Annotated in this window: 23 protein-coding genes; 18 read left to right on the forward strand and 5 right to left on the reverse strand. The window is 71.4% G+C overall.

Annotation, left to right across the window (positions count from 1 at the left end):
- Positions 1–103: 103 nt before the first annotated feature.
- The gene (locus tag EG812_RS17120) at positions 104–751 is read right to left on the reverse strand and encodes a GGDEF domain-containing protein (protein ID WP_126712117.1); all 648 of its coding nucleotides are present in this window, start codon (positions 749–751) and stop codon (positions 104–106) included.
- A 257-nt stretch (positions 752–1008) separates the two neighbouring features.
- On the opposite strand from EG812_RS17120, the gene EG812_RS17125 reads away from it, so the two are divergent.
- The 5 genes from EG812_RS17125 to EG812_RS17145 all read left to right on the forward strand — a co-directional run bounded on the left by EG812_RS17125 (position 1009) and on the right by EG812_RS17145 (position 5286).
- Positions 1009–1248 (forward strand): DUF397 domain-containing protein, encoded by a 240-nt coding sequence (locus tag EG812_RS17125; protein ID WP_013733736.1) that lies wholly within the window; start codon positions 1009–1011, stop codon positions 1246–1248.
- Positions 1249–1384: 136 nt separating this feature from the next.
- Entirely contained in the window at positions 1385–2266 is an 882-nt protein-coding gene (locus EG812_RS17130) for a Sco1979 family transcriptional regulator (RefSeq protein ID WP_043724361.1), read from the forward strand.
- 113 nt (positions 2267–2379) lie between these two features.
- Positions 2380–3429, forward strand: a complete 1050-nt coding sequence (locus EG812_RS17135) for a LacI family DNA-binding transcriptional regulator (protein ID WP_126712118.1) — start codon at positions 2380–2382, stop codon at positions 3427–3429.
- A gap of 2 nt (positions 3430–3431) precedes the next feature.
- The gene (locus EG812_RS17140) at positions 3432–3638 is read left to right on the forward strand and encodes a hypothetical protein (protein WP_013733739.1); all 207 of its coding nucleotides are present in this window, start codon (positions 3432–3434) and stop codon (positions 3636–3638) included.
- A 61-nt stretch (positions 3639–3699) separates the two neighbouring features.
- Positions 3700–5286 (forward strand): serine/threonine-protein kinase, encoded by a 1587-nt coding sequence (locus tag EG812_RS17145; protein WP_233579515.1) that lies wholly within the window; start codon positions 3700–3702, stop codon positions 5284–5286.
- Positions 5287–5288: 2 nt separating this feature from the next.
- On the opposite strand, the gene EG812_RS17150 is transcribed toward EG812_RS17145, so the two are convergent.
- Entirely contained in the window at positions 5289–5996 is a 708-nt protein-coding gene (locus EG812_RS17150) for a carbon-nitrogen hydrolase family protein (protein WP_126712121.1), read from the reverse strand.
- 82 nt (positions 5997–6078) lie between these two features.
- Between EG812_RS17150 and EG812_RS17155 the strand changes: the two genes are divergently transcribed.
- Together EG812_RS17155 and EG812_RS17160 are read left to right on the forward strand one after the other, a co-directional pair.
- Positions 6079–6888 carry a DedA family protein gene (locus tag EG812_RS17155; protein WP_013733742.1) on the forward strand — a complete coding sequence of 270 codons (810 nt, stop codon included), beginning with the start codon at positions 6079–6081 and terminating at the stop codon, positions 6886–6888.
- 122 nt (positions 6889–7010) lie between these two features.
- Entirely contained in the window at positions 7011–7421 is a 411-nt protein-coding gene (locus EG812_RS17160) for a protein-tyrosine phosphatase family protein (RefSeq protein WP_013733743.1), read from the forward strand.
- 82 nt (positions 7422–7503) lie between these two features.
- Here the strand turns inward: EG812_RS17160 and EG812_RS17165 are convergent, their stop codons facing one another.
- Positions 7504–8358, reverse strand: a complete 855-nt coding sequence (locus tag EG812_RS17165) for a hypothetical protein (RefSeq protein WP_126712122.1) — start codon at positions 8356–8358, stop codon at positions 7504–7506.
- A gap of 305 nt (positions 8359–8663) precedes the next feature.
- Here EG812_RS17165 and EG812_RS17170 point away from each other — a divergent pair, with 305 nt between their 5' ends.
- The 3 genes from EG812_RS17170 to EG812_RS17180 all read left to right on the forward strand — a co-directional run bounded on the left by EG812_RS17170 (position 8664) and on the right by EG812_RS17180 (position 12038).
- The gene (locus tag EG812_RS17170) at positions 8664–9893 is read left to right on the forward strand and encodes a D-alanyl-D-alanine carboxypeptidase family protein (RefSeq protein ID WP_126712123.1); all 1230 of its coding nucleotides are present in this window, start codon (positions 8664–8666) and stop codon (positions 9891–9893) included.
- Between the two features lie 95 nt (positions 9894–9988).
- Entirely contained in the window at positions 9989–11227 is a 1239-nt protein-coding gene (locus EG812_RS17175; RefSeq protein WP_233579516.1) for a D-alanyl-D-alanine carboxypeptidase family protein, read from the forward strand.
- Positions 11228–11258: 31 nt separating this feature from the next.
- A complete protein-coding gene (locus tag EG812_RS17180) occupies positions 11259–12038 on the forward strand; it encodes a M15 family metallopeptidase (protein WP_502697197.1) in 780 nt (259 codons plus the stop codon).
- Here the strand turns inward: EG812_RS17180 and EG812_RS17185 are convergent.
- Positions 11999–12814: an alpha/beta hydrolase gene (locus EG812_RS17185; RefSeq protein ID WP_013733747.1), complete on the reverse strand. Its 816-nt coding sequence runs from the start codon at positions 12812–12814 to the stop codon at positions 11999–12001. The two genes, EG812_RS17180 and EG812_RS17185, sit on opposite strands and share 40 nt — an antisense overlap.
- Positions 12815–12976: 162 nt before the next feature.
- On the opposite strand from EG812_RS17185, the gene EG812_RS17190 reads away from it, so the two are divergent.
- The 8 genes from EG812_RS17190 (at position 12977) to mnhG (ending at position 21365) form a co-directional block, all read left to right on the forward strand.
- Positions 12977–14008, forward strand: coding sequence for an extracellular catalytic domain type 2 short-chain-length polyhydroxyalkanoate depolymerase (locus EG812_RS17190; RefSeq protein WP_126712125.1), 1032 nt, complete (start codon positions 12977–12979; stop codon positions 14006–14008).
- Between the two features lie 131 nt (positions 14009–14139).
- The gene (locus EG812_RS17195) at positions 14140–15051 is read left to right on the forward strand and encodes an ion transporter (protein WP_126712126.1); all 912 of its coding nucleotides are present in this window, start codon (positions 14140–14142) and stop codon (positions 15049–15051) included.
- Positions 15052–15253: 202 nt separating this feature from the next.
- Positions 15254–18076 (forward strand): Na+/H+ antiporter subunit A, encoded by a 2823-nt coding sequence (locus EG812_RS17200; protein WP_126712127.1) that lies wholly within the window; start codon positions 15254–15256, stop codon positions 18074–18076.
- Positions 18073–18534 carry a Na(+)/H(+) antiporter subunit C gene (locus tag EG812_RS17205; protein ID WP_126712128.1) on the forward strand — a complete coding sequence of 154 codons (462 nt, stop codon included), beginning with the start codon at positions 18073–18075 and terminating at the stop codon, positions 18532–18534. The genes EG812_RS17200 and EG812_RS17205 overlap by 4 nt, the downstream gene beginning before the upstream one ends.
- Positions 18531–20108 (forward strand): Na+/H+ antiporter subunit D, encoded by a 1578-nt coding sequence (locus tag EG812_RS17210; protein WP_013733752.1) that lies wholly within the window; start codon positions 18531–18533, stop codon positions 20106–20108. Before EG812_RS17205 ends, EG812_RS17210 begins: the two co-directional genes overlap by 4 nt.
- Positions 20105–20731 carry a Na+/H+ antiporter subunit E gene (locus EG812_RS17215; RefSeq protein ID WP_233579517.1) on the forward strand — a complete coding sequence of 209 codons (627 nt, stop codon included), beginning with the start codon at positions 20105–20107 and terminating at the stop codon, positions 20729–20731. The genes EG812_RS17210 and EG812_RS17215 overlap by 4 nt, the downstream gene beginning before the upstream one ends.
- Positions 20728–20991 (forward strand): monovalent cation/H+ antiporter complex subunit F, encoded by a 264-nt coding sequence (locus EG812_RS17220; RefSeq protein WP_013733754.1) that lies wholly within the window; start codon positions 20728–20730, stop codon positions 20989–20991. Before EG812_RS17215 ends, EG812_RS17220 begins: the two co-directional genes overlap by 4 nt.
- Positions 20988–21365, forward strand: a complete 378-nt coding sequence (gene mnhG / locus EG812_RS17225; RefSeq protein WP_013733755.1) for a monovalent cation/H(+) antiporter subunit G — start codon at positions 20988–20990, stop codon at positions 21363–21365. Before EG812_RS17220 ends, mnhG begins: the two co-directional genes overlap by 4 nt.
- A 34-nt stretch (positions 21366–21399) precedes the next feature.
- Here the strand turns inward: mnhG and EG812_RS29665 are convergent.
- On the reverse strand, positions 21400–21640 hold a 241-nt coding region (locus EG812_RS29665), incomplete at its 5' end, for a hypothetical protein (RefSeq protein WP_233579518.1).

Genomic DNA, 21640 nt, shown 5'->3' on the forward strand with positions numbered 1-21640 from the left:
AGCCTGACACACCGGTCTGCGGCTGGAGCTGGGCCCGCCTTGCCGGGCTGAGCCCGGCGCATCGCCGTGGCGGCGGACCCGGGGTGGCGTCGGATCGGCGCGGTCAGCACTCGGCGAGATGCGGGGCGTCGTGCAAGGCCCGGTGGGCGCGGGCTGCGCCGATCGCCTTGGCCTCGTACATCGCCGCGTCGGCGCGGTCGAGCGCCTCGGTGAGCTGGGTGCCGTGCACCGGGGCCAGACCGACCGAGGCGGTCACCCGCACGGTGGCCGCGCCCAGCGGGATCGGTGCGGCGAGCATCTCGTAGAGCCGGCCGGTGGCGTGGTCGAGCCAGCGGTGGTCGACCGTCGGGCTGGACAGCAGCCCCGCGAACTCGTCACCGCCGAGCCGGGCCACCAGGTTGTCGCCGGCGAAGGTGGCCAGCCGCTCGGCGACACTGATCAGGACCTTGTCACCGGCGGAGTGGCCGTACCGGTCGTTGATCTGCTTGAAGTTGTCCAGGTCGAGCACCACGGCGACGAGCGGTCGGCCGGCGTTGTCGGTGAGCAGCGCCGCGGCGAGCCGGTAGAAGGCGCGCCGGTTGGGCAGACCGGTCAACGGGTCATGACTGGCGGCGTGTCGCTCGGCGGTGAGTTCGGCCTGGAGGCGGTCGATCTCGGCCTCGGCGCGTACGGCTCGGCGGCTCAGCTGCCAGGAGGAGAGCAGGGCTCCCACCGCACAGACGCCGGACGCGACGGTCAGCGGATCCGGCACCCCGTCCTCCCCTCGCCGCAACGCGCGCCCATCCCCTGGCTGGCGAGTGCCGCCAGATGCCTCGTTTCCCCTGGTAACAACCAGGTTTGCGTAACTGATTGTGAGCGGATGGGCACCATACTCATGCGCTATCATGCTCGCTGTCCATTGCAGATGCAATAGCAGATGCACGTGCAAGTGAACGAGAAACCCACACCCTCGTGCCGCTACCGCTCCTCCCACGGCGCCGGCGCCTATCGGAGAGAACAGACGCCCCCATGCAGCAGCCGCCCAACGGTGTACCCGCCAACCAGTTGCCTCCCCTCGCCTGGCTGAAGAGCCGCCGCAGCAATCCCAGTGGAAACTGCGTCGAGCTGGCGGAGTTGCCCGGCGGAGCGGGCATCGCGATGCGCAACTCCCGACACCCCGAGGGGCCGGCGCTGATCTACACCGTGGACGAGATCGCGGCGTTCGTGCTCGGCGCCCGCGACGGCGACTTCGACCACTTGATCGACTGACTCGCTCATCCCATCGGCGGGATTTGCCCCACGCGGGGGATGTTCACCTCACTGAAGGTTCATGGCATGCTTACACGTCGGTCGGGCCGGTCCACCGGCGCGACCGACGATGGCATGCGGAGGACGGCAGGTGACCATGGTTTCCGCCGAGGAGGGCCCGGCGGCAGGCCCGACCGTGCTACGGATGCTGCTGGGCGCACAGCTGCGGCGGCTGCGGGAGTCGCGCGGGGTGACCCGGGAGAGCGCCGGGTGGGAGATCCGCTCGTCCGAGTCGAAGATCAGCCGGATGGAGCTCGGTCGCGTCGGCTTCAAGGAGCGCGACGTCGCCGACCTGCTCACCCTCTACGGCGTCACCGCCGAGCAGGAGCGCGCCGCCCTGCTCAAGCTGGCCCGCGACGCCAACAATCCAGGGTGGTGGCACCGGTACGGCGACGTCCTGCCGTCGTGGTTCCAGTCGTACCTCGGCCTGGAGGCCGCGGCGGCGCTGATCCGCAGCTACGAGGTCCAGTTCGTGCCGGGGTTGTTGCAGACCCGCGAGTACGCCCGAGCCGTGGTGCTGCTCGGTCATGGTCGGGCCAGCCCGGACGAGATCGAGCGCCGGGTGGACCTGCGGATGCATCGTCAGGAGTTGTTGCGCCGACCGCGTCCGCCCCGCCTGTGGGCGGTGGTCGACGAGGCGGCGCTGCGTCGGCCGATCGGCGGGCCGACGGTGATGCGTGGGCAGTTGCAGGCGTTGCTCGAGGCCACCCGTACGCCGAACGTGCGGTTGCAGGTCATTCCGTTCGCCGCCGGTGGGCATGCCGCCGCCGGCGGTGCCTTCACGATCCTGCGCTTCGGTGACCAGGATCTGCCCGACATCGTCTACATCGAACAGTTGACCAGCGCGCTCTACCTGGACAAGCGGGAAGACCTCGACTTCTACGCGGTGGCCATGGAGCGCCTCTGCGTCGAGGCCGAACCGCCGGAGCGTACGCCGGAGATCCTGAAGCGCATGATCGCGGAGTTCGACGCCGCCTGATCCGCCACTGACCGTCCACCGTCACTTTCGGTCATTCGATTGACACTCCTCGGTCGGTGCGGCTAATCTCTGGATCGATCCAGTCTGAATCGATCCAGAGAGCGGAGGGGCCGGTGAAACCCACCCTGCGTGCGGTGGCCGAGGCGGTCGGTGTCTCCCGCAGCACCGTCTCCAACGCCTACAGTCGCCCGGACCAGCTGTCCACCGAGCTGCGCCGACGCATCCTCGACGCGGCACGGGAGATGGGTTATCCCGGCCCGGACCCGACCGCCCGGTCCCTGCGACGTGGCTACGTCGGCGCCATCGGGGTGCTGTTCACCTCCCGCCTGTCCTACGCCTTCACCGACCCCTTCGCCACACAGTTCCTCACCGGCGTGGCGCAGGCGGCCGAGCGGCACGGCAGCAGCCTGCTGCTGGTGCCGCTGCCCGCCGACGCGGCCGGTGCCCGCAAGGCCGTGGAGAACGCCGCCGTCGACGGGTTCTGCGTCTACTGCGGCGGCGACGAGGAGGGCGAGATCGTCGACGCGATCCGTGGCCGTGGACTGCCCTTCGTCACCACCTCGGCCCGCCCGCGCGCCGAGGACCGGTGGGTCGGCATCGACGAGCGGGCCGCCGCCCGCTCGGTGGCCGAGCACCTGACCGGGCTCGGCCACCGGCGGGTCGCCCTGCTCGCCGACAGTGTGCTGCCCGACGCCGCACCCGGGCCGGTGCGGGTCGGCGACCTGGCCGACGTGCCGCACCCCACCACCCGGGAACGGCTCGCCGGGTTCGCCGACGCCTTCGCGGCGGTCGGGGTCGACTGGTCGCAGCTGACGATCCTGTCGGCGGCCGACAACAGCCGTTCCGCCGGTGCCGCCGCCGTGGGCGCGCCGGACGCCCTCCCTGAGCCGATCACCGCCGTGCTGGCCTGCGCCGACGTGCTCGCCCTCGGCGCGCTCGACACGTTGCGCGAGGCCGGCCGACACCTCGCGGTCACCGGCTTCGACGACATCGCCGAGGCGGCGCCCGTCGGCCTGACCACCGTCCGCCAACCCGGTGTGGAGAAGGGGCGTCGCGCGGCGGAACTGTTGCTCGACCCGCCCGTGGACACCGACGCACATCAGATCCTGCTGCCCACCACGCTCGTCGTCCGGACCAGTGCCGGACCTGCCCCGAGGAGTTGACCATGGAACAGCCGACCGGCTTCGTCTTCGCCATCGACGCGGTCACCCGACACGTCAATTCCGCTCGGCCGGACGCTCCCGTCCGTCCGGAGCCGCCGCGTACCCCGCGGCTGAGCGGTGCCCGCCATCTCGCCGCCGTGACCCTGCGGCGACTGGCCGACCAGATCCAGCCCGCCCCGCGGACCGTCACGCCGCACTGCACCCGGTGACGGCGGGCAGCACCATCGCCACGCACCGGGGCACGTCGCGCATCACCTGCACCATCGGGTGGTGCGCGGGCCGATCGACCAGGCAGACTGGGCGCTGATGTCGCCGTTCATCCCGCACCTGCGCCTGCACGACCGCTACGTGGTGCGTGAGCGCATCGGCCTCGGCGGCATGTCCGAGGTGTGGCGTGCCGACGACGAGGTGCTCGGGCGGTCCGTCGCGGTGAAGGTGCTCGCCGCCGGCTTCGCCGCCGACCCCGATCTGCGGGCCGCCATCCGCCGCGAGGCCCGTGCCGCGGCCCGGCTCACCCATCCGAACGTCACCCAGGTGTACGACTACGGCGAGGCCGGCCTCGACGGGGCGATCGTGCCGTACCTGGTGATGGAACTGGTGGACGGGCGCAACCTCGCCGACCGGCTCGCGGACGGACCGCTGCCCTGGCCGTCGGCGCTGCGGATGGCCGCCCAGGTCGCCGCCGCGCTGGCCGCCGCCCACCGGATCGGCGTGGTGCACCGCGACATCAAGCCCGGCAACGTCATGCTCACCGAGACCGGCGCCAAGGTGCTGGACTTCGGCATCGCCGCGCTCGCCGGGCCGCTGGCCGCCGGCGCCGGACAGGCCGCCGTCGAACCCATGATGGGTACGCCCGCGTACACCGCTCCCGAGCGGTTGCAGGCCGCCGCGCCGAATCCGGCAAGCGACGTGTACGCGCTCGGCGTGCTGCTCTACCGCGCCCTCACCGGCGACGTGCCGCTGCCCGTGGGCAGCTGGGAGGACGCTCTGGTGGTGCACGCCGACCGCCGGCCGGTGCCGCCGCCGCGGGTGAGTGGGCTGCCCACCGACATCGCCGCTCTGGTGCTGGCCTGCCTGGACCCGGACCCGGTGCGGCGTCCCACCGCCGGTCAGCTCGCCGCCCGGTTCCGTGCCGCCACCGGCCCGGCCGGTCCGTCCACCGCGGTGCTGCCGATCGTCACGCCCCCGACCGGGCCTGCCGAGCCGGTCACCACCGTCACCGCAGCGGCCCCGGGGCATCCGCCGACCCTTGTCGACCGCACCGGCGACTGGTCCGCCGCCGTGGCCGGCGACGTGCACCGGACCGTCCGCTCGCCCCACCGCCCGTACGGTCCCGAGGGACCGCCCGGGTTGCTGCCCCCGGCGGCGTCCCGCCCTGCCCCGGGCCGACCCGGACGCCGGCGCCCCCCGGTCGGTGTACTGGTCGCCGCCGTCCTGGTGCTGCTCGTGGGGTTCGGTGTGCTGCTGGCCCCCGGTGGCGACGACGGGCAGTCCACCGCCGCGCCCGCCAGCACTCCGGCCGCCCCGCCCACATCGGCCACACCGACGGCGAAGCGACCCAGCCCTTCGCCGACGCCGTCCGCACCGGTGAACCTGCGGGAGTTCGCCACCGAGTTCATCGCGCTGCTCACCGAGGCGCAGCTGACCGACGGCCTCGACGGCAAGGTGGCCGACCGGCTGCGCAAGGACCTCGCCAAGCTCGCTGCGGGCCGCGCCAAGGATCGGCAGAAGCGGATCGAGGACCTGCGCGAGCGCATCGAGAAGGAAACCGAGCAGGGGCGGGTTCCCGCCGATTTCGCCGAGCGGATGGACGAGCTGCTCGACCGGGTCGAGGCCGCCCTGCCGAAGGAGGACTGACCTCAGGTCAGCGTGGCCGGTGCGTACTCGCCGGGGTCGCTGCCGGCGCGGGCCAGCACCGAGCCGTCCGGTGCCCAGATCGCCGAGCGGCCCGCCGTCTCGTGGAAACCGCCACCGGTCGGGCCGGCGAAGCTGGCCACCGCGACGTGCACGCGGTGCGTGGTCGCGATCCGCAGGGCCCGCTCGTCGGGCACCGCCACGTCGGCCGCGGACTCCACCACCGAGGCGAGGTAGACGTCGACGCCCAGGGCGCAGGTGCGGGCCGCGTGTTCCGCCACCCCGGTGTCCTTGCAGATCGCCAACCCGAGCCGCCAACCGTTCACGGCGAGCACGACCGGCTCCGGGCCGGGCGTGAAGTGGCGCGGCTCGTTTCCGCCGAGCCACATCTTGCGGTAAGCCACCCGCACACCGGTGCCGTCGACCGCCAGGGTGGCGATGTGGTCGCCGGCCACCGGCGCGCCGACCAGGGCCAGCGATCCCGCCGCCGCGCAGGCGTCGACCAGCGGGGCCAGCCGAGAATCAGCCGGGTCGACAGGTGCGGCGTCCAACTCGTAGCCGGTCAGGGACAGCTCCGGGAAGACCACCACCCGGGCCGCCGCCGCAGCGACCAGCGCCGCGTGCGCTGCCACGTTCGCGCCGACGTCGTACGCGCGGCACATCGGCTGGGCCACCGCGATCCGCAACGGGACCCGGTCGAATGCAGTCTCCACTGTGACCCAGCCTAGGAGTTCCGGTCGCCAGGAGTCGATACCGACGCAGCGCTATCGGAGTGTAGTTCGTAGGGTGGTAAGGGTGATTCACTTTCCGCGTACCGTCTCCGCTGCCGACCTGCTCAGTCAGTCCGCGCCACCCGAGGACGGGCTGGTCGGCCTCGTCACCGACCTGGTGGAGCGGCTCGGTGGACCGGGCGCGGGCCTCGCCGTCGCGTTGGAGAACCTGTTCCCACCGATTCCCAGCGAGGTGATCCTGCCGCTGGCCGGGTTCGTCGCGGCCCAGGGCCGGATGAGCGTCATCGGCGCGATCTTCTGGACCACCCTCGGTTCGCTGCTGGGTGCCCTGGCGCTCTACTGGATCGGCGCCACCCTGGGACGGGAACGGGTCCGCGCGATCGCCGCCAAGCTGCCGTTGGTGAAGCTCAGCGACATCGACCGGACCGAGGAATGGTTCCTCCGGCACGGGGTGAAGGCTGTCTTCTTCGGCCGGATGATCCCGATCTTCCGGAGCATGATCTCCATCCCGGCCGGCGTGGAGCGGATGCCGTTGCTCACCTTCGCGGTCTACACCACGCTGGGCAGCCTGATCTGGAACACCACATTCGTGCTGGCCGGATACCTGCTCGGGGACAACTGGCACCTGGTCGAGTCGTACGCCGGCATCCTGCAGAACCTGGTCATCGTCGCCTGCGTACTCGGGCTCGTCTGGTTCGTGGTGACCCGGCTGCGTCGGTCCCGGCGCGCCGGCGGCCTGCGGTCCAACGACACCGGGGCCGGGCTGACCGACGCCGAACCGGCCGGCATCCCCGACCCGCACGGCCGCGGCACCATCTACCGCAGCGCCTGGGCCGAGGGGCACCACCCCGACCAGCACCACCGCCCGCACTGATCCCACCCGTCCCGGATCGTGGCAGTCGAACTGCCCGACACGCCGACCGCCGAACAGCTCTGCTGCCACGGCCTGCCGCCCGGTTGATGGTCGGCGGTGGGTCGGTGGTGCAGGATGCGGTCATGGGTGATTGGGAGGACGACGTCGGGGTGGTCGAGTTACCGGGCGGCGTGCGGGTACGCGGACGGCGGGTCGCCGATCCCGCCTCGCCGGCCGACTTCGGGCTGCTGCTCGCGCCCGGACCGACACCGGCCTGGGAGCATCGGCGGGTGCGGTGGCCCGACTTCTGGGTGCCGACGGACCGGGCCGACGCCCTGGACGCGTTGCGGGAGGCGCTGCGCCGCGGGTACGCAGGACAGCGGGTGGAGGTCGCCTGCCGGGGCGGCACCGGGCGTACCGGCACCGCCCTGGCGGCGTTGGCGATCCTCGACGGGCTTCCCGCCGAGCAGGCCGTGGACTGGGTCCGGGCCGCCTACCGCCCCGGCGCGGTGGAAACCCCCTGGCAGCGCCGCTGGCTACGCCGGCTGCCCTGACGGCACCCGGGGGCGTCGAAACGGCCCGGGACGGACGGGCGGAGAACCGTCCATCCGGCCCGGGCCGGTCACTGCTGCGGGGTCAGCGCGCCGAGCAGGGGCGGGCCAGGTTGACCAGGTTGCCCGGACGGTTGCCGTCGACCCGGCCGATCGCGGTGGCGATCCGGTTGATGGCGGCGACGCGCCGGTCCTCCAGCGGGCCGATCACCGCGTTGCGGACGAAGTTGGGGCCGCCCTCGGGTCGGATCGCCAGCTGCGCCAGCCGGGCGTCGGCCTCGGCGATCTGCTTGTCCAGGTTGGCCAGCTCGCGTTGCACCTCGGCGGCGGCCCGCGCCGGTACGGCCGGCAGCCGGTCGGCGACGCTCGGGCAACTCACCCTCTGCGCAACACCACCACCGGCGTTGTTGCCACCACCTGCGTTGTTGCCACCGCCCGCATTGTTGTTGCCGCCGGCGTTGGCGTTGCCGCCCGCGTTGCCGGCGTTGCCGTTGAGGGCGCTGCGGGTGCCCGGCGGGTTGAGGCCGCAGGTGGCGAAGCTGGCCAGGTCGGGGCGTTGTCCCCCGACCCGGTTGATGTTGATGCCGATGCGGTCGAGGGCGGCGACGCGCTTGCTGGCCAGCGGGCCGAGAATGGCGTTGTTGATGAAGTTCGCGCCGCCCTGGGGGTTGGCGGCCTGCTGGGCGAGGCGGGCGTTGGCCTCCTCGATCTGCTTGTCGAGGTTGGCCAGTTCCTGCTCGACACCGGCGAGGGCGGCGGCGGGCACGTTGCCGAGCTTGTCCCGTACCGTCGGGCAGTTCGCCGTCTGCGCCGCGGTGCTGGCGCTGTCGTCGGCTGAGGCCAGCGTGAGGCCGGCTCCGAGCAGCGCGACCGCGACCACGCCGACGCCGCCGAGCTTCCAGGCCGCGTGCTTGCGCTGTCCTAGCGTACGCCTGACCATGCATCTCTCCTCATGATTGACCGGCCGGACGGGTCGACGGGGTCGGACACGGCCGGCTGCTGCGCGATGGGTGCCCGGAGGGCGGCCGGCCGCGGCGGTGGATGCGCCTGCCTGCCACGCCTTCCGGGTGTGGCCGGATCCGGTGCGGGAGCGCTCCCGCCGCAGGTCCGAGCGTGGGGTCTGGTTCGCTCGTGGATACGGGGGGCGCGAATGAACGGTTCAACCTGTTCGCCGTGCACCGGCGGACTCGGGGGCGCGCGGGCGGGGATGCGAGGGTCGGGATCTTGCCGTTAGGGTGCGTGTTCATGGATTTCCGGGCGCTGGCCACCGTTGTCGCCGTACTCGCGACGGGCATCGTTCCGGTGACTGCGGGTGCGTCGGTGAACACCCAGGGTGCTGCTCCTGTCGCGACGCCCTGCCCGAAGGCGAAGGCGCCGAAGGTGCTCCGGTCACCCCGCCCGACCCCGCCGCCGCCGGTGGCGGAGCACCGCGTCGTCGGCGGGGACGCCCTGGCCACCCCGGGGCTGGTCGTGCCACCGCAGGTGCCGACGCCGCCGAAGGTGACCGCGACCTCGTGGGTGGTGGCCGATCTGGACACCGGGGAGGTGCTGGGCGGTTGTGGGCCGCACGAGTACGCCACCCCGGCCAGCGTGCAGAAGTTGCTGCTGGCCGCGACCATGCTGCCCCGGCTGGACCCCGCCGAGGTCGTCACGGTGACCCGGGAGGACCTGGACATCGCGCCGGGTAGTTCGGCGGTCGGGCTGCTCCCCGGGGGTCGGTACCGGGTGAAGACGCTCTGGCTGGGGCTGCTGCTGCAATCCGGCAACGAGGCGGCCAACGCGCTGGCCCGCCTCGGTGGCGGACCCGACGGCGTCGCCGGGGGCGTGCGGGCCATGAACGAGCAGGCGCGCCGGCTCGGCGCGCTCCAGACCCACGCGGTCACGCCGTCCGGACTGGACGCTCCGGGGCAGTTCACCAGCGCGTACGACCTGGCCCTGATCGCTCGGGCCTGCTTCGCCGACCCCACCTTCCGCACGTACGTGCGCACCGAACGGACCCGCATCCCGGCGCAGAAGGCGCTGGGCGCCAAGGGCTTCGAGATCCAGAACAACAACCAGCTGATCTACCGGTATCCGGGTGCGCTCGGCGGCAAGACCGGCTTCACCGATTACGCCCGCCACACCTACGTCGGCGTCGCCGAGCGCAACGGACGACGTCTGGTCGTCACGCTGCTCGGTGCCGAACCACAGCCGCTGCGCGGCTGGGAGCAGGGGGCCGCGCTGCTCGACTGGGGATTCGGCCTGCCCCGCGACGTCTCGGTGGGCCGCCTGGTCGAGCCGGGGGAGTTCGACGCCGCACCGTCACCGACTCCGCAGGCGGACGCCGTACCGCCGGTGAACGTGACCACCTCGGCCACGGTCGGTGACACCCCCGGTGCGGGCATGTACGTGGCGCTGGCGGTGGGCGCGGTCGCGATCACGCTGGCCATCGTCGTCGCGCGGCGCGGCCGTTCCGGGCAGCGTCGACGCCGGTAGTTCGCGGCCGGCGGGTGGTCGGTCGACGGTACGGGGACGTCCGTGCTGGTCGATTCGCCGGACTAGCCGGAATTCACCCGATAGTGTCGGTGGCTGTGAGAGTCTCGGGCCTGGCCGTGGCGGTGATCGCGGCGCTTCTGACATCACCGCTGGTGCCCGCCGCCGGTGCCAGCGCGGCGGCGCCCGTGCCGTGCCCCCGCCCGGCGCCACCCGCGCCCGGCCCGACCCCGTCGGCGACCCCGCCTGCGGACCCGGTCGCGCGGGCGGTCGGCGGTGCCCGGCTGGCCACCCCGGGGCTGGTCGTGCCACCGCAGGTGCCGACGCCGCCGAAGGTGACCGCGACCTCGTGGGTGGTGGCCGATCTGGACACCGGGGAGGTGCTGGGCGGTTGTGGGCCGCACGAGTACGCCACCCCGGCCAGCGTGCAGAAGTTGCTGCTGGCCGCGACCATGCTGCCCCGGCTGGACCCCGCCGAGGTCGTCACCATCACCGCTGGTGACCTCGACATCGAGCCGGGCAGTTCGGCGGTGGGGCTGGTGGCCGGCGGCCGGTACCGGATCGAGACGCTCTGGTTGGGACTGCTGCTGCGCTCCGGCAACGAGGTGGCGAACGCGCTGGCCCGCCTCGGTGGCGGTGCGGACGGGATGGCCGGTGGGCTGCGCGCGATGAACGAGCAGGCCCGGCAGCTCGGGGCGTACCAGACCCACGCGGCCACGCCGTCCGGGTTGGACGGTCCGGGGCAGTTCACCAGCGCGTACGACCTGGCCCTGATCGCCCGGGCCTGCTTCGACGACGAGCACTTCCGGCGGTACGTGGCGACTCGGGAGGCGGACATCCCCGCCCAGCCGAAGCAGCGCGCCAAGGGCTTCACCATCGACAACGACAACCAGCTGCTCTACCGCTACCCGGGGGCACTGGGCGGCAAGACCGGCTACACCGACCTGGCCCGGCACACCTACGTCGGGGCCGCCGAGCGCAACGGGCGGCGGCTCGTGGTCACCCTGCTCGGTGCCGACGTGATCGACCAGCGCGGCTGGCAACAGGGCGCGGCGCTGCTCGACTGGGGCTTCGCCCTGCCCCGCGACGCCTCGGTCGGTGTGCTGGTACGCCCCGGCGCCACCACCGCCTCCGCGCCGCCGAGCACGATGCCACCCCAGGCGCTACCCGGTGGGGCCTCCGGCGGTGAGGCGACCGACCGGCACCCGTTGGCCGATCCGCTCCGGTCGGCCTCGTACGCGATCCTCGCGGTCGGCCTGACCGTCGGAGTGGGCGCGCTGATCGGCCACCGTCGCCGGCTGCGTGCCGCGGGCCGCGCCCCGACCTCGCGCGGCTGACCAGAAGATGGCGGGCTGGTCGAAGGGGCTGGTGGGGCTGACGGTGGGCCTGGTCACGGTGGCCGGGTGCGGCCGACCCCAGCCCAACCCGCCACCGTCCACGGCCCCGCCACCGTCGCTGCCGGGCTTCGTCGTCCTCTCCGACGTGGACCCACGCATCCTGACCGACATCCGGTACGCCGGCCCGCACAACTTCGTCGGCCGGCCCGTCACCGGCTACCCCGAACCGCTCTGCCTGCTCACCACCCAGGCCGCCGAGGCGCTGCGCCGGGTGCAGGACGCCGCCCTGGCCACCGGCCACACCCTCAAGGTGTACGACTGCTACCGCCCGCAGTCGGCCGCCGACGAGTTCGTGGCCTGGGCCCGCCGCCCCGACGAGGAGCAGATGAAGGCCGAGTTCTATCCCCGGGTGGCCAAGTCGGACCTGTTCGACCAGGGCTACCTCGGCGCACCCACCGCGCACAGCCGAGGCAGCACCGTCGACCTCACCCTGGTCGACCTGCCCGCCCGCCAGCAGGCCGGATACCTGCCCGGCCAACCCCTGGTCGCCTGCACCGCCGCCCAGCCGCAGCGCTTCGGTGACAACAGCGTCGACATGGGCACCGGCTTCGACTGCTTCGACCCGCTCGCGCACACCGACTCCACCCGGGTCAGCCCGACCGCCCGGGAGAACCGGCGGCTGCTGCACCGGTTGATGACCGACGGCGGATTCGTCGGCTACGACCGGGAATGGTGGCACTTCCGCTACCGCGACGAACCCTGGCCGGACACCTACTTCGACCGGCCGGTCGCCCGTTCCTCGGTCGGCTGACCGCCCCGGTCGGCCAGGGGCAGCCAGGCGAGCACGTCGGCGATCTTCGCATCCCAGTACGCCCAGTCGTGCTCGCCGGGGGAGAAGTCCACGGTCAGCGGCAGTCCTACCGACCGGGCCCGCTCGACGAACCGCACGTTGTCCTCGTACAGGAAATCCTCGGTGCCGCAGGCGACGTAGAGCGGGGGTGCGGCAGCGGCCGAGTCCAGCAGGGTGAGCAGATCGTCGTCGGTGCCGCGCACCGGGCGGTCACCGAAGGCGGTGTGCCACACCCGCGGATCGATCGGGCGGGTCGGGTGCTCGGCGCGGAAGGCGAGGTCGAGCGCGCCGGAGAGGCTCGCCACGGCGGCGAACCGGTCCGGTTCGCGAAGCGCCCATTTCACCGCGCCGTAGCCACCCATCGACAGCCCGGCCACGAAGGTGTCCTCCCGGCGGGCGGAGAGGCGGAAGAAACCGTGGCACAGCTGCGGCAGTTCCTCACGCAGGAACGTCCAGTACCGGTTGCCGTGCTCCTCGTCGGCGTAGAAGCTCCGCCCGACCTGCGGCATCACCACCGCCAGACCGAGCGGTGCGACGTACCGTTCGATGGCGGTACGGCGCAGCCAGATGGTGTCGTCGTCGCTGAGCCCGTGCAACAGGTACAGCACCGGCGGGTCGCCGGGGACGTCCGCGCCGGTCAGCCCGATCTGCGACTCGGTCCGCTGCGGCAGGATCACGGTCATCGACGTGCTGAGGCCGAGCGTCTCGGCGAAGAAGTCACAACGGATCAGCGCCATAGCGGTCCAATCTAACGATTCCGGAGCCGAGGCATCGACCGACACCACAACGCGGACCCGTCGGGTGTGTGCCGCGCTCATGTCGCCGGTGACCTGGATCACGCTAGCGTCGTCGTACGCCGACATCACCGCCGGCGCTCACCTCGTACCAGGGAGAGCGTCATGCTGAAACCCGCCCTGCGACTGCTTGCCGGAGCCCTCGCGGTACTGCTGATCGCCCCCACGGCACCCGCGTCCGCCGCGCCCACTGTGCACACCAGGACCCCCGTCTCCGCGAGCCTGTCGACGTACCGCGTCTCCGGCGTGTACGTCGCCGGCGTCTCCTCCGGGGCCTATCTGGCGACACAACTGCAGGTGGCCTACTCGCAGCGGATCAGGGGAGCGGCGCTGTTCGCGGCCGGCCCGTACTACTGCGCGCAGAACAACGTCGCCCAGGCGCTCTACGGCTGCGGCGACAACCTCTACCCGACGTACCTGAGCGCCCTGCAGACCTACACCCGGACCTGGGCCGGCTACGGCTGGATCGACCCGGTCAGCGGGTTGTCCGGCGAACCGGTCTACGTCTTCCACGGTCGGTCCGACACCACGGTCAAGCGGTCGGTCGCCGACGACCTGGTCCGCTACCAGCAGCACTTCGGCGCCAGCGTGCAGTACGACAACACCTCGCCCGCCGGGCACGGCTGGGCCACTCCGTACGGGACGGTCGGCTGCTCGGGCACGGCGGCGCCGTACCTCAACGACTGCGGCACCGACCCGCAGAACGCCTTCCTGCGCAAGCTGTTCGGCTCGGTGCAGCCGCCGAACACCGGGCCGCTCGGCGGCACGCTGGTGCGGTTCAGCCAGCACACCTTCGCCCCCGGCGGGCGGGCCGGTGCCGCGAGCATGGACGCCGACGGGTTCGCCTACGTCCCGACGTCCTGCGCGGCCGGCACCACCTGCCGCCTGCTCGTCGCCCTGCACGGCTGCCTCCAGGGCCACAGCCGAGTCGGTACCGCCTTCGTGGACCGGGCCAACCTCAACCAGTACGCCGACACCAACGCGATGATCGTGCTCTACCCGCAGGCCGTCACCGCCGCCGCCAACCCGAACGGGTGCTGGGACTGGTGGGGCTACCTCGGGGCGACGAACTATCCCATCAAGGGCGGCGCCCAGGTGGAAACCGTGATGAACATGATCCGACGGCTGGGCGGGTGATGTCGGCCGACGCCGACCCGTAGGCTGTCGGCCATGACTGCCGTACGTCGATACCTGAGTGACGCACGGTGGCTGGCGCAGCCGGCCCCAGCGCGCGTGCCGAGGTCAGCGGCCCGGTGAGGGATGCGCAGGTGCCGGCCCAGCGAAGCGGGCCGGTCGATCCGTCGCGGACCAGGCTGGCCGACACGTGCGCCCGGATTTCCCACTCCCGTCCGTTCGAGCTAGCCATCGTCGCGGTGATCCTGGCCAACGGCGCGGTGCTCGGCCTGGAGACCTACCCCGACCTGGGTGCGGCGGGCACCGCGCTGCATGCCGTCGAGTGGGTCTTCCGGGTGATATTTGTCATCGAGATCGCCATCCGGCTGCTGGCCTACGGCCGCCGACCGCAGGACTTCTTCCGGCAGGGCTGGAACGTCTTCGACTTCCTGGTGATCGCGGCGATATTCGTGCCGGTGCTGCACGGCGACTCGGCGCTGTTGCGCGTCGTACGGGTGCTGCGCATGGTGCGTCTGGTGCGGTTCTCGCCCGGCCTGCGCACGATAGTCGCGGCGCTGTGGCGCAGTCTGCCCGGTATCGGCGGCTTCTTCGCCCTGGCCGTGGTGACCCTCTACGTCTACGGCATGGCCGGTTGGCTGATCTTCGGCAAGGTCTACCCCGAGGAGTACGGGGACATCGGACGGTCCCTGTTGACCCTGTTCGTGCTGCTGTCCCTGGAGACCCTGCCCGACCTCATCGAGCAGGGGATGGAGGTGTCGCCGTGGACGGTGCTCTACTACGCCAGCTTCGTGGTGATCACGGTCAACCTGCTGTTGAACATCCTGATCGCCGTCTTCGTCAACTCCATGGAGGAGGCCCGCCGGTTGGAGATGACCGAAGGGCTCGCTCCGGGCTACGACTCCGACGGCGACGGGGTTCCCGACGAGGTGGACCGCATCGCGATCAGTCAACGCCTCGACGATCTGCGCACCCTCATCGTCGAGTTGGAACGCGAGTTGCGGATCGACCGCGACGACGGAAGGGGACGCCGGGTGTCCAAGGACTGAAGGGATGTTCGTGATCGAAGGGGCCCGCTGACCGTCAGCGGGTTTGCGCCGTACTGCCAACGGTGAAACGGCGGTGAACTCCGCCGTCGTTCTGAGTGCTCTGTCGCCGGACACACCTTTGATCCAATTCACGGCAGATGCAGATGGCGGTCCTTACCGGATAAGGTCGTTGCACCGACTGATGATCTCCCGAGGAGGGTGTGTGCTGGTTCTGGTGGCGGTCCATGCGCTGACAGCCGTGATCGCCCCGGCGCTGGTGCGACTCTGGGGACGGCACGCCCTCTACGTGGTCGCGTTGGTCCCTGGAGCGACGCTGGCGTGGGCGCTGACACACACCGGTGAGGTCCGCTCCGGCGAGCCCGTGGTCGAGACGCTGACCTGGGTGCCGCAACTCGATCTGGAAATCGCGTTGCGGATGGGCACGCTGTCCTGGTTGATGGTGGTGCTGGTCGGTGGCGTGGGTGCCCTGGTGCTGGCCTACAGCGCCCGCTACTTCCGCTCCGACGACCCCGGCCTGGGCCGCTTCGTCGCGGTGTTCGTGGCCTTCGCCGGTGCGATGCTCGGCCTGGTGGTCTCCGACGACCTGCTGCTGCTGTACGTGTTCTGGGAGCTGACCACCGTCTTCTCCTACCTGCTGATCGGCTACGACCCGGCGAAGCGGGCCAGTCGCCGCGCCGCCATGCAGGCCTTGCTGGTGACCACGCTGGGCGGCCTGGCGATGCTCGCCGGGTTCGTCATGCTCGGCCAGCACGCCGGCAGCTACCGCTGGTCCGTCGTCGCCGAGAACCTGCCCGGCGGCGGCTACCTGGCGGTCGCCCTGGTGCTGATCTTGCTGGGCGCGTTGAGCAAGTCGGCGATCTTCCCGTTCAGCTTCTGGTTGCCGGGCGCCATGGCCGCGCCGACACCGGTCAGCGCGTACCTGCACGCGGCGGCCATGGTCAAAGCGGGCGTCTTCCTGGTCGCCCTGATGGGCCCCGCCGTCGCGGAGGTCACCCCGTGGCGGCCGGTGCTGCTCGTCGGTGGCCTGATCACCATGTTCCTCGGCGGCTGGTCGGCGTTGCGTCAGGTCGACCTCAAGCTGCTGCTGGCGTACGGCACGGTCAGCCAACTCGGCCTGCTCATGGTGATCCTCGGTGCCGGCACCCGGGACGCCGCCCTGGCCGGCGTGGCGATGGTGCTGGCCCACGCCCTGTTCAAAGCCACCCTGTTCCTCACCGTCGGCATCATCGACCACGCCACCGGCACCCGTGACCTGCGGGAACTCAGCGGCGTCGGGCGTCGCGCCCCCGCCCTGGCCGTGGTGGCGGGGCTCGCCGCGGCCTCGATGGCCGGTCTGCCGCCGATGGCCGGGTTCGTCGCCAAAGAGGCTGCGGTCGAGGCGCTGTTGCACGGCGGTACCGCAGAACTGGCGGTGCTCGCCGGTGTGATCTTCGGCTCAGCGCTGACCGTGGCGTACACCCTGCGCTACCTGTGGGGCGCCTTCGCCGACAAGCCCGGCGTCGAGCCCACCACGGTCCGGCCGGTGTCCTGGGCGATCCTCACCCCGGCCGCCGTACTGGCCGTCGCCGGTGTCGCCGTCGGCGTCCTCGCCCCGGCGGTGGACCGCCTGCTGGCCCCGTACGCCGACCTGTACCGCTCCGCCGAACCCGGCTACCACCTGGCGTTGTGGCACGGCCTCACCCCGGCGCTCGGCCTGTCCGTGCTGGCCGTGGCGGGTGGTGCCGGCCTGTTCGACCTGATGCGCCGCGAGCGGGTCCGGGCCACCATGCGGCTGCCGTTCGACGGTGCCGTGGCGTACAAGAAGTGCATCAACGCCATCGACCGGCTCGCGGTCGAGCTGACCGGTCGGACCCAGCGTGGTTCGCTGCCGTTCTACCTCGGCGTCATCCTGGTGGTGATGGTCGTGTTGCCGGGTGGTGCGCTGCTGGCCGGCAGCCCCTGGCCACAGCGCTTCCATCTGTGGGACACCCCGTTGCAGGGAGTCGCCGCCGCCATGGTGGTGATCGCCGCCGTGATGGCCGCCCGCGCCCTGCGTCGGCTCACCGCGATGATCCTGGTCGGCGTGGCCGGCTACGGCATCGCGCTGATGTTCATCCTGCACGGCGCACCCGATCTGGCGTTGACCCAGTTCCTGGTGGAGACCGTCACGATCGTGATGTTCGTGCTGGTGCTGCGTCGGCTGCCGGCGAAGTTCTCCGAACGCCCGATCCGTTCCAGCCGGCGTGGCCGGGTCGCGATCGGGGTGGCCGTCGGCGCCGTCACCGCTGGCATGGCCTACGTGGCGGCCGGTGCCCGCCAGGCCGTTCCGATCTCCGTCGACTTCCCCGACGAGGCGGTCTCCTACGGCGGCGGCAAGAACGTGGTCAACGTGACCCTTGTCGACATCCGGGCCTGGGACACCATGGGTGAGATCGCGGTGCTGGTGGTGGCCGCGACCGGTGTGGCCAGCCTGATCTTCCGCCATGCCCGCGACCTCGGCCGCCGCGGCGACATCCCCGGCGACGGGCCGACCGAGTACAACCGGCCCCGCTGGTTGACCACCGGCGCCACCGCCCGGTCGCAGTCGGTCATCCTCCAGGTGATCACCCGGCTGCTGTTCCACGCCATCGTGCTGTTCTCCATCTACCTGCTGTTCAGTGGCCACAACGCCCCCGGTGGTGGCTTCGCCGCCGGTCTGGTCGCCGGTCTGGCCCTGGCCGTGCGGTACCTGGCCGGTGGTCGTACCGAGCTCAACGGCGCCGCACCCGTCGACGCCGGCGTGGTGCTCGGTGCCGGGCTGTTCGTGGCCGTCGGCACCGGCGTGGCCGCCATGTTGCTCGGCGGGGAGTTCCTGCAGAGCGCCCTGCTCGACTTCCACCTACCGGTGCTGGGTCACATCCACTTCGTCACGTCGGCCTTCTTCGACGTCGGTGTCTACCTGATCGTCGTCGGCCTGGTGCTGGACATCCTGCGCAGCCTCGGCGCGGAGATGGACCGCCAACACGAGACCGAGGGCGACGAGGTACGGGAAAAGGAGCTGGTGTGAGCCCCAACCTCACCTACGTCATCGTGGTCGGCGTGCTCGTCGCCGCCGGCGTGACGCTGCTGCTGGAACGCAGCCTCACCCGGGTGCTGATGGGCGTCATCCTGCTCGGCAACGGCGCGAACCTGCTGCTGCTCACCGGTGGGCGGGCCGGTGCCCCGCCGATCGTCGGCAGCGCCCCGCATGAGGAGATGAGCGATCCACTGCCGCAGGCGATGATCCTCACCGCCATCGTGATCACCCTGGGCATGACCGCCTTCCTGCTCGCCCTGGCGTACCGCAGTTGGCACCTCAACGGGCACGACGAGGTGCAGGACGACGTCGAGGACCGCCGGATCATGGACCTCGCGGACCGCGACGAGGTACCCGACGACGACGTCGACGGCGACGACGACGAGGAATTACCGACAACGGACGAGCGGCAGCTGTCCACCACGGCGAAGGGAGGGCGGGCCGGATGACGTTCCTCGTACCGCTGCCGGTGGTGATGCCACTGCTCGGCGCGGCCCTGACCCTGCTGCTGCTCGGGCGTCCCCGCGCCCAGCGATGGGTGAGCCTCACCGTCCTCGCCGCCACCGTCGCGGTGGCCGCGATGCTGCTGATCCAGTCCAGCCTGCACGGGCCGCTGGTGGTGGAGGTCGGCGGCTGGGTCGCCCCGCTGGGCATCGTACTGGTGGCCGACCAGCTCGCCGCGTTGATGCTTGTGGTCTCCGCCGCAGTGACCCTGTGCGTGCTGGTGTACTCCATCGGGCAGGGTATGGCCGACGGCGACGAGGAGACTCCGCTGTCGGTCTACCACCCCACCTACCTGGTGTTGACCGCCGGCGTGTGCAACGCCTTCCTCTCCGGCGACCTGTTCAACCTCTACGTCGGCTTCGAGATCCTGCTGGTGGCCAGCTACGTGCTGCTCACCCTGGGCAGCACCGAGACCCGGATCCGGGCGGGCACCACCTACGTCGTGGTCAGCCTGCTCTCGTCGGTGATCTTCCTGGTCGCCATCGGTCTGGTGTACGCCTCGACCGGCACGCTCAACCTGGCCCAGCTCGCCGACCGGCTCGACGCCCTCCCCGACGACATCCGGCTGCTGTTGCAGGGCATGCTGCTGCTCGCCTTCGGCATCAAGGCAGCGGTGTTCCCGCTGTCGGCCTGGTTGCCGGACAGCTATCCCACCGCACCCGCCCCGGTCACCGCGGTCTTCGCCGGCCTGCTGACCAAAGTCGGTGTGTACGCGATCATCCGTACCGAGACGCTGCTGTTCCCCGGCGGCCGGGTCGCGACCCTGATGCTGGTGACGGCGGTGCTGACCATGGTGGTCGGCATCCTCGGCGCGGTCGCCCAGTCCGACATCAAGCGATTGTTGTCCTTCACACTGATCAGCCACATCGGTTACATGCTCTTCGGTGTCGGGCTCACCTCGTCACTCGGACTGTCCGCGGCGATCTTCTACGTGGTGCACCACATCACCATCCAGACCACCCTGTTCCTCGCCGCCGGACTTGTCGAACGAAGAGGTGGCACCACCGCCATGGACCGCCTCGGCGGCCTGGCCCGGCTGTCGCCGATCCTCGCCGTGCTGTTCTTCGTCCCGGCGTTGAATCTCGCCGGCATCCCACCGTTCTCCGGCTTCCTCGGCAAGCTCGGCCTGGTCCAGGCCGGCATAGACGACGGTGGTGCGCTGGCCTGGATCCTGGTCGCCGGCGGCCTGGTCACCAGCCTGCTCACCCTGTACGCGGTGGCCCGGGTGTGGAACCTGGCCTTCTGGCGGGCGCCGCACCCGGAGATGCCGGCGGCCGACGACGCCGAGCAGGCGGCCCGCACCGAGGGGGCGGTGCAACCGCAGCAGTCCCTCGCCACCGCGCAGACCGGCGCCGTGCTCCCCGGTCTGATGATCGCGCCGACGGTGGCCCTGGTGGTCTTCGGCCTGGTGCTGACGCTGGTGGCCGGCCCGTTGTTCGACCTGAGCAGCGATGCCGCCAACGACCTGCTGCAACGCACGCCGTACGTCGACGCCGTCTTCCCGGGAGGTGCGCCGTGAGGCCTGACCCGATGACCCCGGCGGAGCCGACCGAGCCGCCGAACAGCGCACCACTGACCCCGGCTGCCCGGCGTCGTAACCGGATCACTGCGGTGATCTTCCTGGTGGTCGTCTGGATGTTGCTCTGGGGCACGCTGTCGTGGGCCAACCTGATCAGTGGGCTGGTGGTGGCCGCCGTCCTGCTGGCGGTCTTCCCGTTGCCGCCGGTGACCTTCGCGGGGCGGATCCACCCCGTGGGTACGGCCCGGTTCCTGCTGCGCTTCCTGAGCGACCTCGTCGTCGCCTCCGTGCAGATCGCCTGGATGGCGCTGCGTCCCGGGCACGTGCCGCACAGCGCCATCATCGCGGTGCGCCTGCGGGTGAACACCGACCTCAACCTCACCCTCGCGGCGGAGGCGCTGTCGCTGGTGCCGGGCAGCCTGATCCTGGAGGCCGACCGCACCACCGGCACCCTGTTCATCCACGTCATCAACGTCGACAGCCTGGACGAGGTGGAGAAGTTCCGGCGCGGGGTGCTGAAGTTGGAGGAGCGCATCGTCGCCGCCATCGGCTCGCCGGACGAACAACGTCGCGTCCGTGAACGTCCACCGCCACCGCTAGACCTGGAAGGGGCAGCGGCATGACCATCGTCGCCGTGACCGTCACCGCGCTGCTCGCCGTGGCCGGCGCACTCACCCTCACCCGGATCATCCGTGGTCCGTCGATCCTGGACCGTGCGGTGGCCACCGACGTGCTGCTGGCCATCATCGTCGCGGCCATCGCCACCGAGGCCGCCTACAGCAAGGACGCCACCGCGCTTCCGGTGCTGGTGGTGCTCGCGGTCCTCGGGTTCGTCGGCTCGGTCAGCGTCGCCCGCTTCGCCGCCCGGAGAAACGACAAATGAGCCTGGACGCCGTACTCGACATCGTCGCCGCCGTCTGCCTGATCAGCGGCGCCCTGCTGAGCCTCGCTGCCGGCATGGCCCTGGTGCGCTTCCCCGACCTGCTCGCCCGCATGCACGCCGCGGCCAAGCCGCAGGTCCTCGGGTTGCTGCTGGTGCTGCTCGGCTGTGGCCTGCGGCTGCGCACCGGCGTGGACATCACCACCCTGGTGCTGATCGGGGTCTTCCAACTGGCCACCGCCCCGGTAGCCGCCCACATGGTCGGCCGCGCCGCCTACCCGCACGACGACATCCGCACCGACCTGCTCCTCACCGACGAGCTGGCCCCCCACCTCGACCGCCTCTCCACCACCACCCCCCCAACCCCAACCCCCTGACGCCCCAATATCCATTGCCACCCCCCACACCCCCTCATACCCTCTCTCCCAGCCCGCCGCGCACCTCACCCACGCTCACCACGGCGCGCCGATCTTGCACTTTCTGCCCGGGCATAAGCCGCAGAAGTGACGTATCGGCGACCAGAGGGGGACTGTACAAATAACGGCTGATCGACCGATCAAGGGAGAGACGCCAGATGACGACCGAGATCACCTCGGGGCAGGAGCCGGCGGCCAGGCCGGCGGATGCGGTCACGGATGAGCAGTTGATCGCG

Origin of the sequence: Verrucosispora sp. FIM060022 (genome assembly GCF_003977705.1) — a bacterium.
Classification (GTDB): domain Bacteria; phylum Actinomycetota; class Actinomycetes; order Mycobacteriales; family Micromonosporaceae; genus Micromonospora; species Micromonospora gifhornensis.